Origin of the sequence: Aerococcus sp. UMB1112A (genome assembly GCF_030230715.1) — a bacterium.
Lineage (GTDB): Bacteria > Bacillota > Bacilli > Lactobacillales > Aerococcaceae > Aerococcus.
The window spans coordinates 1-10,363 of record NZ_JASPDS010000030.1; the positions used below are offsets into that span (position 1 = coordinate 1).

The window sequence follows — 10,363 nt, forward strand, 5'->3', positions numbered from 1 at the left end:
GCTTAATTGAATATTTACTGGCTAAACTATTGAGTTTTCAAGGCTTCATAGTTCTTTTTGGTGTGGGAAGTTTAAGTTTTGAATTAAAACTGTCGACCAAATCACCTCCCAATCAGAGAGGCCAGGCCACCATCCATTTGGATCAAGATGGTAATACATGATGTCATAAAGCTGATTTAAAGTGATTTCTTTCATGGTAAACCTCATCTTATTAGATAATTTGACTACTTCTATTGTATTGCAAATTTGTATTGCAATTCTATTGTATTGCAAATTTAAGAAAAGTGGTTAAAATATGAAGTAAGCTATATAAAGTATATACGGTCTCTTTTTCTATCAGCAGAAGATTACGTGGACCCGAGTGATCGTCTCGTAACTAATTATTGCAGTGTTTGTTAACACGGTTTTAAACACGCTTTGGTTGAGTTTAATGTATAAGATGCCATTTATTGGCTATTTACCTGCTGGTTGTCAAAAGAAGCGATTGCAACACCACTTCAAATCTTAATTATTTATTTTGGGCTCAACTCAACGCAATTTGAACGCATTAAAAATAAATTACTGGGTTAATTTTTAGCGGTGCGTCTGGCAATAATCGGTTGCCGCGAACCGCTTTTTGTTGTATTTAGAAATACGAGGAGTTTTTGTTATGTATACGATCAGAGTTCAAAATATGCAGTTTCATGGGCACATTGGCGTCCTGCCGGAAGAAAAGAAGGTTGGCCAAACCCTTCAAGTTGATTTGGAAGCGGTCATTAATGCAGTGCCGGTTGCCGATCAATTAGCAAGCACGGTTAGTTATGGAGACTTCTATCCGATTGTTGAAAAAATTATTGATGAAAATCACGTCAATCTGGTTGAAACACTGGCTCAGAAAATTTTAACTGCTATTAAGCAATTGGATAGTCGGATTCAGACGGTCACTGTTCGAATCCGTAAATTAAACTTACCGGTTGACGGCGTCTTTAATAATGTGGAAATCGAGATGAAACAATCATGATGGAAAATGTCATTTTAAGTTTAGGTAGTAATATCGGTAATCGTGAAGCCTATATTAACAAAGCCGTTGCGCTGTTGGGAAACGACCCGGCTATTTTGATTGATAAAGCTTCAAGTTTTTATGAAACTTCACCGGTTGGTAATGTGAGCCAGCGGGCCTTTATAAATATTGCGCTTAAAATCGCAACAACTGATTCACCGGAAGACTTGTTAACCAAAATCCACCAAATCGAATTGCATTTGCACCGGACCCGTGATGTACATTGGGGACCGCGGACATTGGATGTTGATATTATTTTTTGGGGTGATCAAAAGATTAAGACTGAGTCGCTGATTATTCCGCATCCGGAAGCATTCAACCGTTTATTTGTGCTGGTACCAACACTGGAAATCGTGACACCTGAATTTCCATTTTATAATCAAATTAAGGCTCAAATTCAAAAACTTCAAAAAGCAGATCAAACAATTCAACTTGTACAAAAGCAGACGCAATCTAAACAAGTCGTTGAAAGCGCAATTCGTCAAATCCTGAATGCGATCGGAGATGATCCGGATCGACCAGGACTGGTGGAGACACCGGATCGCGTCGCCCGGATGTATAATGAAATTTTTTCGTCTGAGGGGTTGGATAATTTTGAAGACTATAAATTGTTTAATACCAAAGAGACTGATAATTCAAAAATGGTGATGGTGAAAAACATTCCGTTTTATTCAATGTGTGAGCACCACATGATGCCGTTTTGGGGGAAAGCCCACATTGCTTACGTACCTGATCACGGGAAAATTATTGGCTTAAGTAAAATCCCGAGACTGGTTGATTTTGTATCACACAAGTTGGGCCTTCAAGAGAAGCTGACTGATGATATTGTTGCCCAAATGAACCGAATTCTGGCACCCAAGGGAGTGGCGGTTATTGTTGACGCCCGGCACATGTGTGTTGAAATGCGGGGAGTTAAAAAGGCTGATTCATTAACTCGGACGATTCGTTTTTTTGGTGTTTTTGAGACCGACCAGGCGTTAAGAATAGCATTTTTAAACTCGATAGGTGATGTTAATGGGAAAACAATCTGAACTTAATGCTACCGAGTTTCCAACGTTTCTGTATGATCAGGGCGATCGGATTGGTTTGCTCAAACGGATTTTAAAAGCACTTGGCAGTCCCGATCAGAAATTTAAAATTATTCATATTTGCGGTACTAACGGAAAAGGTTCTACGGCAATGATGATTACCGCAATTCTTAAACAAATGGGTCACCGGGTTGGGCTATTTACCAGTCCCTATATTGGCGAAATTTACAATGGCATTCAAATTGACTTTAAAAATATTCCCAGTCGAATCTTCGAAGAAAAGATCTCGGTGATTGAAAAATTACTGAGAACAGCAGCTTTTGCAAACGTTAAAGTTTCCGAATTCGAAGCGCAATTTTTAATTTCAATGTTGTATTTTGCCGAACAGCGGGTTGATTACGTTGTTTTGGAATGTGGCCTTGGTGGTGAACTTGATGCAACAAATGCCGTGGCCACAACAATGTACTCAATTTTTACCAAGATTAGCTTGGATCATGTTGGCATTTTGGGAAATAATATTACAGAAATTGCAACTACTAAATCTAAAATTATCAGGCACCATAACGTTACGATTACGGCTCAGAATCAGTCGCTTGAAGCGTTGAAGGTATTAGAAAATGAAGCTGTGTCAAAACAGGCTTTTTTTTTGAACGCTGATCGGGTCACAATAACTACCTCGCAACAATCAAAGCGTAGCAAACAGGTTCATTATCGAGCTTTGCTCGGGCACAGTGAGCAAAGCGGTACTTTTCGCTTTGGCTTGGCCGGGACCTATCAGCTTGAAAACTTGGCAACGGTATTGACTTGGTTTTTCGATTTTGTGAAACGAACGTCATTTCAACAGCGACTGGATGATATCTTGGCTCATTCTTTGGCTGAATTGGTTATACCGGGACGTTTTGAAACGGTTCAGCAAAAGCCAAAAATCATTTTGGACGGTGGCCATAATCCTGACGGCATCAGTGCATTTGTTGAGACGGTTCAGAAACTGTATCCAAATGCTCCCAAGCTGATTGTTAATGGTTTTTTAAAGGATAAATCTTATGAAATAGCGGTTCAAAAACTGCTTACTCTCAAAAATAGCTCGTTTATTATCACGCAGCCGGAAAATCAGCAGCGCGAACTTTCACCGGTTAAATTGGCGGATGTTTATCAAAAATATACCAACCGGCAATTTCCAGAATTTACTTCTCCGGTTAAAGCAATTAAGCAAGCTATTATGACGGCTTCACCAACTACTGTTATCTTAGTTGTTGGTTCATTTTATCTATTAAATCCGATTCGAACATATCTACTATCTAGGAGTGAGCATAATGGAAATTAAAAAAATAAACAATCGTCAACAAACATTCAGCGGCAACGTCACCATTTCTTTTAATGCGAATACAGAAGAATTACCCAAATTAATTAATCTGTTAGCTGACCAGACTGCAAATCTTTCGATTTCGTCATCGCTAGTCATCGCGACATTTACGCAAACGGAATTGGCAGCTGTAATTAAAAGTTGGCCAGAAGTGTTTGGCGCTGAAAACGGTACGCTGCAGCAAATCCAGGCAGCTTCTCAAATCCATTTTAAGGGTCGGGGATTTGACTTTGATATTACGACCAAACCAATTATTTATTCGATTTTAAACTTGACGCCGGATTCATTTTACGATGGTGGGAGAAACGCTTCAGTCGATGGGGTTATGAAACGAATTGAAGCAGACCTGGCAGCCGGAACTGCCATCTTTGAAGTCGGTGGCAAATCTTCCAAGCCGCACTTTGATGATATTAGTGCTGAAGAGGAGTGGGGGCGAATTAAACCGTTTTTGGACGCTATTCACAAGCGTTTTCCAAATATTGTTTTGGCAATTGATTCCAATACAAACGCGGTTATTGAAGAAGCACTAAAAAATGGTATTCAAATTATTAACGACATCGATGGCTTTAATTCTCAAGCGAAACTGAATTTAATTGCTAAATACAAACCTGCTGTTGTAACGATGTTTAATGGTCGGAACTTCAATGAGCAAACGGAAACCTTATCAAAAACAATGATGGATTTCTTTACACATACAATTAGCGATTTAACAGGCGTTGGGCTTGAAAAAGAAAACATTGTGATTGACCCGGGCGTTGGCTTTTCTGATCATAATACGTTAGCTTTTGATCTGATTAAGATGAAATTAACGAAATTAATGGCAGAATTTCAAACACCGATTATGATTGCAATTTCGCGAAAAAGTTTTGCTAAACGGCTGTTTAATTTGGACTCAGCGGATGATCGATTGATTCCAACGCTGCTATTTGAAGCATTTATGACGGTTCTTGGCGGTCGGGTTATTCGGGTACATGATGCAAAAGAAACTCGTCAGCTAATCGATGCTTTTGAGTTGCTAAAAGATCAGCTATTGCTAAAGTAAAGGTGATAAGAATGCCTCAAGATCCTTATTTGTCAGTGCTTATTAAGGCGATCGACCAACTTGCTGAGTTGCCGGTTTCATGGTTACCAGATAAAAAGTTGGTTCAAATTAAAGGAATTTTGACCGATCAGCAACCGGCTGAACTTCGAAATCGAAAATCCAAGGTCCACTTGTCTGCCAGTGCGATGGTCTTTTCAAAAAATGCCGGCTTTTTTATTCGTCATCCGTATCTACGAACAACACTGCTGCCGGCCGGCCACGTTGAACCGGGTGAGCTGCCGATTAACTGCGCAGTTAGGGAATTTCATGAAGAAACCGGCTATCAGGTGAAGCCTGAAAGTGGTCAGCTGATTGATGTTAACCTGATTGCAATTCCAGCTAATCCGGTTAAGGGTGAGAGTGCGCATCAACACGTCGACTTTCGCTTTCACTTTTTAATTGAACCTGGTACTCGAAGCAATTCCGAATTACCGGTTTCTTTATTAACGCAAGCCCAAGCACCGACAGAGTTTGCAAAGTATTTTGCACTTATCAAATCAGGTGATTAAGTTATGTCAAATTACTAAGTTTATAATGCCGAATTGAAACGGCTGTTTTAGCTAATAGCGACTGGTTTTTAAGGGAATTGTATGATTTTTTTGCCAGGGCTTGGGTTTACAGTTTTAGAAAATAACTTGAACCGGTATCTAATTGATCCCAATCGTGATCCGAATGAGGGACTAACTGGTGATTACTATCATCTTGTATATGCCAAGAATACATTTGGCCATGCTTTGTATCAAACGCCACCGTCAAGTTGGAAAATTAATCGACGACGTGACCAATTCTATCAGCCGTATCATCAGCAGCTGCAAAAATTGCTTTCGATAAAGAAAGATACTTTCAGAAACTGTTTAGTATCTTTTGAGAAGTAACCTGATAAAAGCTAACGAAACCATCATGAGACTAGTGTTGAGCTTACGCTCACAGTTACGCCATAAACGATGATAATTTTCCAACCAACTAAATGAACGTTCAATGAGCCACCGTTGGGGGATAACCGAAAATTGGTGTAACTCATTTCTTTTAACGACGATTACCTTGGCTGAGGTTAAACTGCTAATCTCATTGGCAAAATTTTGGCCGGTATAACCACTATCAACCATCATGGTTCGAACCAATTTAAACTGCTCTAAATTAAGGGTGACGAGTGCAATCGCCCCGTCACGATCAGTGATGTCGACGGCTAAATGGCGCTTAATGACGGAAATTTTCTTGCCACCATCGTAACCCTTATTTTCAGCGGTAGCGGTGTTCTTAATGCTTTGGGCATCTAAAATGACGAACGAAGTTCGGGCTGACCGCCCTTGCCTATCTGTTACTGCTTTGATTTCATCTTCATCCTCAATAGCTACATAATTTACTGGATAGGTTTGATTATTAAATTCAATGGCACCACCGTTTTTTTTTAACCCGACTTGTACCATTTGCTTTCTTTGCCTTTACCAGCTCTTAAATAAACGTGATTATTGTTGGTTACCACCCAAATAGGGGAGTCTTGAAAACTCTGGCCCTAATCATTAGGATGGTTTTGGACAGTAGTTATCTTGTTTAAAACATCTAATTCTTCTTTAGTCCAATCTTTCATTTTTTTGCTCCTAATCATCTAAAATCTTATATTCTTCAAAATAACTTTTACCTTGCTTGATTTCTCCGCTTTCATAAAGAAAAATTTTATGCTCTAAACGTTTAATTGAACGATTCAAATTTTTCTTTTTAGTTTCAAGTAAAGCAAGCTGCTCTTTTAATAAATCTTCACGAGCTTGCAGGGTAGAATCGCCTTGCTCAATTAACTTAACGTAATCGACCAATGCTTCTACGGTAATTCCAGAATGCCGCAGACAAACAATCATTTCGATCCACTTTTGTAATCCTTCGTTATAGTAACGATTGCCATTCTTTTTACGAGGAACAGCAGGGATTAAGCCAATCCGTTCGTAATAACGAAGGGTATCTGGTTTTAAGTGGTATTTTTCACTAACATCTGTAATAGTTAGATCAGTCATTTGATTCACCTCTTGAATTTAAGATACTACTTGGAGTTAACTCCAAGTCAAGCATTTTTGAAATATTTCATAATCGATTTTTATGCTCAATTTATAAAAATCAATTGACAATAAGTAAGCATGGGTTTACACTAATAGTCAACAAGAGTTACTAAAAGTCAGAAAGGAGTACTAACATGTTGAATTTACAAGCTGTATGTCAAAACTGTGCATGTTGTCCAAAAGACAATACTTTTTTGCATACGCTAATTCAGCATGACGTACTTCAATATAATCTATAGTTAACTTGATTTTTTAATTTAGCTATTTAAGGATCTACGAACTGAATTGGTTCGTAGATCCTTTTTTGTTTGGTCTTTGGGAGGTAAGATCTTATGAATTGGTCAATCATACAACAAGCGTTGCCATTATTTGCCCATGCATTTGGACTCACGATCTGGTTATCGCTAATAGGGATAATAGGTTCGATTATTGTTGGAATAATCGCTAGCTTAACACAATATTTTAAAATACCGGTAATTAGTCAGATCATGACAGCATATGTTGAACTAGCACGAAATACGCCACTTTTAATTCAATTATTTTTCTTGTACTACGCTTTTCCTGTTATCGGAATAAAAATGTCCGCTGAAGTTTGCGGTATTATCGGTTTAATTTTCCTAGGTGGAGCATACATGGCTGAGGGATTTACTGGTGGTTTCAATGGTATCTCTACTAGCCAAATTAACAGCGGAAAAGCATTAGGAATGAGCCGTTTTCAATTAGCGCGCTATGTTGTTTTCCCACAAGGCTTTGCATTAAGCTTGCCTGCTTTAACAGCTAATATTATCTTTTTAATTAAAGAAACATCCATTTTTTCAGTAATTGCAATCCCTGAATTAACCAATACAGCTTTAGATTTAATCGGCATGTACTACCGTTCCAATGAATACTTACTGATGTTGGTTATTGCTTATGCAATTATCTTGATCCCAGTAATTCTTTTATTAACTTGGCTTGAAAGGAGAGTTCGTTATGGTGCATTCGGGAATTAACGTTTTATTTGAAGGGAGCAATTTTGCTCGTTTAATGGCAGGTCTTTGGACTTCCATTTGGATTGCAGCTATTTCCTTAATAATTGGTTTAGCTATTGGAACTATTTTTGGTATTCTTAGAACTTTGACTAATAAAATCATTCGATTTGCTTTACGAATTTATCTAGAATTCTTCAGAATAGTACCTACAATCGTTTTACTTTACTTGGTCTATTATATTTTGCCACGAACTTTTCATGTTAACTGGCCAGCAACTTGGATGGCAGTTCTGGCATTTTCACTATGGGTAGCAGCAGAATTCAGCGATATTGTTCGCGGAGCAATCGAATCAGTACCTAAGAGCCAGCGTGAATCGGGACTGGCATTAGGCTTAAGCAAAATCCAATTATTTAGATATGTATTATTGCCACAAGCAGTTAAGTTAGAGCTTCCTGCAACAATCAACTTAGCAACCAGAGTAATTAAAACCACTTCACTTTTACTTGTCATCAGCATTATGGAAGTAATTAACGTTGGCCAGCAAATTATCGAAGCAAATAATCAGCAAAATCCAACTGGTGTTTTCTGGGTTTATGGACTGATATTTATCTTATATTTTGTCCTCGACTATCCATTATCAGCTTGGGCTAAGAAATTAACTAAGGAAAGCAAATAGGTGAGCACAATGACAGAAGAAATTTTAAAAGTTGAGCATTTAGATAAGTTTTATGACGACCGTCAAGTTTTACATGACATCAATTTTTCGTTGAAAAAAGGTGAGGTATTAACATTACTTGGACCATCAGGTTCTGGTAAAAGTACTTTGCTTAGAACTTTGAATGGGTTAGAGGATTATAAAAAGGGAGCTATCTATTTCCATGGAAAGAAAATTAATCCTAGTCCAAAAGAATGGCAAATGCTGCGACAAAAAATCGGTATGGTTTTTCAAAGCTATGATCTTTTTCCGAATCTTACTGTGATAGAAAATGTTTTGCTTGCCCCAGTGAAAGTACAAAAACGAAATGAAAACGAGGTTAAAGAAGAAGCAATTAAACTGCTAAAACAAGTGCGATTAGATCAATATCTAAATGCTTATCCTAGAGAATTATCAGGCGGTCAAAAGCAGCGAGTAGCCATCGTTCGTGCATTAGCAATGAGGCCGGAAGTAATGCTTTTGGATGAAATCACTGCATCCCTTGACCCAGAAATGGTACGCGGTATTGAAGAAATCGTTGAACTCCTTTCTAAACGTGACCATATGACTATGATTATTGTTACCCACCAAATGAACTTTGCTTCTAGAATTGCGGACGAAGTACTTTTCTTAGAAAATGGACATATTTTAGAAGATACTCCAGGAAAAGACTTCTTTGATCATCCTCAGACGCAAAGAGCTAAAGACTTCTTAGACAGCATGGATTATTAAGGATAAAGCCAATGAAAAAGAAAAATATTTTTAACATTATTATGGGTATTGTTGCTCTAATAGTCGTGGTAAGTGCCGCTTATTTTGGTTTTACACAACCTAACTTAAACAGCGGTACTGCTGGCAGCCGTTGGAGCAATGAGAATGGCGTCTCAGAAATCAAACGTCGTGGTTATATCAGAGTTGCAGTTTTTGGTGATTTACCACCATATGGCTGGGTAAATGATCAAGGCAAGAGAGTAGGCTATGATGTTTACTTGGTTCGCAGAATTGCCAAAGATTTAAACGTTAAAATTCGTTTTATACAAGTCAATGCCAACAATCGTGTAGATACTTTAAATTCAAATAAAGCGGATATCGTTTTAGCTAACTTTACAGTAACTCCTGAACGTAAAGATGTAGTTGATTTTGCAAAACCATATATGAAAGTATCAGTTGGAGTAATTTCACCTAAAAATGCTCCAATTAATAGTGCGCAAGAATTGAAGGGCAAGAAGTTAATCGTTACCAAGGGAACAACTGCCGAAAACTATTTTGCAAAGCAATCTGGAGTTAATTTATTAAAGTTTGATTCTAAGACGCAGCAATTCAATGCATTGAAGAATGGTCGTGGTGCAGCTTTAGCTGATGACAATTCTTACCTTTATGCTTGGGTTAAGAAAAATCCTAAGTATGTAGTTGGCATTAAGAGTATTGGACCTCGTCAGTATGTGGCCCCAGCCGTAAAGAAGGGCAATCGTTCACTGCTTAAATGGACAAATCATGAGATTACTAAACTAACGAAGGAAGGCTTCTTTGTACAGGATTATCAAAAAGAATTAGCGCCTTACTTTGGTAAGGATATTAAGCCAACTGATATTGTGTTGAGATAAACATTTGAAAAAATCTATTTTTAACAGGTTCTAGACTTCTACTCAAAAACAAAATCCTATTAGATTAAGGTTTGGCAACACCGAGATTTAGTAGGATTTTTTAATTTCTAATTTTTCCTAGTCACTTATTTATTTTTATATATTTTACGATAATTTTCAGGACTTAACTCTAAACTATTTTTAAAAGAACGTGTAAAATTAAATTGATTTAAAAATCCTACTTCTTTAGCAATTTGTCCAATAGAAGCCTCTGTATTACATAATTTTTTCTTTGCTTGATTTATTCTTAATTGCTTTAAAAAAGATCGTGGGGAAAGATTGATTTTTCAATAAGCAATGTATATAAATAACTTAGAGAAATATTTAAATTATTACATACAGTGTTTATGGAACAATTTTTATCCATAAAATTCTGTTCAAAATAATTTACGGCTAAATTGAATTTTAAATTGTAACTCAAACTTCCCACTTACAAAAGTGGGCTTGTACCTTGAAAATTCAATAGTTTAGCCAATAAAAAAGCACAAGGCCTTTG

The 10,363-nt window shown here is 37.4% G+C and carries 13 protein-coding genes and 2 pseudogenes; 10 read left to right on the forward strand and 5 right to left on the reverse strand.

The window, feature by feature from the left end; genetic code table 11:
• Positions 1 to 66: 66 nt before the first annotated feature.
• Positions 67 to 195: pseudogene (locus QP860_RS09970) on the reverse strand (endonuclease III domain-containing protein); the annotation flags it as partial.
• A gap of 454 nt (positions 196 to 649) precedes the next feature.
• On the opposite strand from QP860_RS09970, the gene folB reads away from it, so the two are divergent.
• The 6 genes from folB (at position 650) to QP860_RS10000 (ending at position 5,386) form a co-directional block, all read left to right on the forward strand.
• On the forward strand, positions 650 to 1,000 hold the full coding sequence (folB, locus tag QP860_RS09975) for a dihydroneopterin aldolase (RefSeq protein WP_003614991.1): 351 nt from the start codon (positions 650 to 652) through the stop codon (positions 998 to 1,000).
• A complete protein-coding gene (gene folE / locus QP860_RS09980) occupies positions 997 to 2,070 on the forward strand; it encodes a GTP cyclohydrolase I FolE (RefSeq protein WP_041811733.1) in 1,074 nt (357 codons plus the stop codon). Before folB ends, folE begins: the two co-directional genes overlap by 4 nt.
• Positions 2,054 to 3,391: a bifunctional folylpolyglutamate synthase/dihydrofolate synthase gene (locus QP860_RS09985; RefSeq protein ID WP_013439479.1), complete on the forward strand. Its 1,338-nt coding sequence runs from the start codon at positions 2,054 to 2,056 to the stop codon at positions 3,389 to 3,391. The genes folE and QP860_RS09985 overlap by 17 nt, the downstream gene beginning before the upstream one ends.
• A complete protein-coding gene (gene folP / locus QP860_RS09990; RefSeq protein WP_013439480.1) occupies positions 3,381 to 4,472 on the forward strand; it encodes a dihydropteroate synthase in 1,092 nt (363 codons plus the stop codon). Before QP860_RS09985 ends, folP begins: the two co-directional genes overlap by 11 nt.
• An 11-nt stretch (positions 4,473 to 4,483) precedes the next feature.
• Positions 4,484 to 5,020, forward strand: coding sequence for an NUDIX domain-containing protein (locus QP860_RS09995; RefSeq protein ID WP_013439481.1), 537 nt, complete (start codon positions 4,484 to 4,486; stop codon positions 5,018 to 5,020).
• A gap of 81 nt (positions 5,021 to 5,101) precedes the next feature.
• Entirely contained in the window at positions 5,102 to 5,386 is a 285-nt protein-coding gene (locus QP860_RS10000; protein WP_003626340.1) for an N-formylglutamate amidohydrolase, read from the forward strand.
• Here the strand turns inward: QP860_RS10000 and QP860_RS10005 are convergent.
• The 3 genes and pseudogenes from QP860_RS10005 to QP860_RS10010 form a co-directional block, all read right to left on the reverse strand.
• Positions 5,366 to 5,821, reverse strand: a pseudogene (locus QP860_RS10005) (transposase); the annotation flags it as partial. The gene QP860_RS10000 and the pseudogene QP860_RS10005 sit on opposite strands and share 21 nt — an antisense overlap.
• Positions 5,822 to 5,919: 98 nt before the next feature.
• Positions 5,920 to 5,994: a hypothetical protein gene (locus tag QP860_RS10575; RefSeq protein WP_227028481.1), complete on the reverse strand. Its 75-nt coding sequence runs from the start codon at positions 5,992 to 5,994 to the stop codon at positions 5,920 to 5,922.
• Positions 5,995 to 6,109: 115 nt separating this feature from the next.
• A complete protein-coding gene (locus QP860_RS10010) occupies positions 6,110 to 6,517 on the reverse strand; it encodes a MerR family transcriptional regulator (RefSeq protein ID WP_003613477.1) in 408 nt (135 codons plus the stop codon).
• A 374-nt stretch (positions 6,518 to 6,891) separates the two neighbouring features.
• Between QP860_RS10010 and QP860_RS10015 the strand changes: the two genes are divergently transcribed.
• From QP860_RS10015 to QP860_RS10030, 4 genes are read left to right on the forward strand one after another with little or no spacing between them, the layout of a single operon-like run.
• Positions 6,892 to 7,551, forward strand: a complete 660-nt coding sequence (locus tag QP860_RS10015; protein WP_003615004.1) for an amino acid ABC transporter permease — start codon at positions 6,892 to 6,894, stop codon at positions 7,549 to 7,551.
• Positions 7,532 to 8,206 carry an amino acid ABC transporter permease gene (locus tag QP860_RS10020; RefSeq protein WP_003615006.1) on the forward strand — a complete coding sequence of 225 codons (675 nt, stop codon included), beginning with the start codon at positions 7,532 to 7,534 and terminating at the stop codon, positions 8,204 to 8,206. Before QP860_RS10015 ends, QP860_RS10020 begins: the two co-directional genes overlap by 20 nt.
• Before the next feature lie 9 nt (positions 8,207 to 8,215).
• Entirely contained in the window at positions 8,216 to 8,956 is a 741-nt protein-coding gene (locus tag QP860_RS10025) for an amino acid ABC transporter ATP-binding protein (protein WP_013439484.1), read from the forward strand.
• An 11-nt stretch (positions 8,957 to 8,967) separates the two neighbouring features.
• Positions 8,968 to 9,828 carry a transporter substrate-binding domain-containing protein gene (locus QP860_RS10030; protein ID WP_013439485.1) on the forward strand — a complete coding sequence of 287 codons (861 nt, stop codon included), beginning with the start codon at positions 8,968 to 8,970 and terminating at the stop codon, positions 9,826 to 9,828.
• 125 nt (positions 9,829 to 9,953) lie between these two features.
• Here QP860_RS10030 and QP860_RS10035 read toward each other — a convergent pair whose 3' ends face one another.
• Positions 9,954 to 10,151, reverse strand: coding sequence for a helix-turn-helix domain-containing protein (locus QP860_RS10035; protein ID WP_080552721.1), 198 nt, complete (start codon positions 10,149 to 10,151; stop codon positions 9,954 to 9,956).
• Positions 10,152 to 10,363 lie beyond the last annotated feature (212 nt).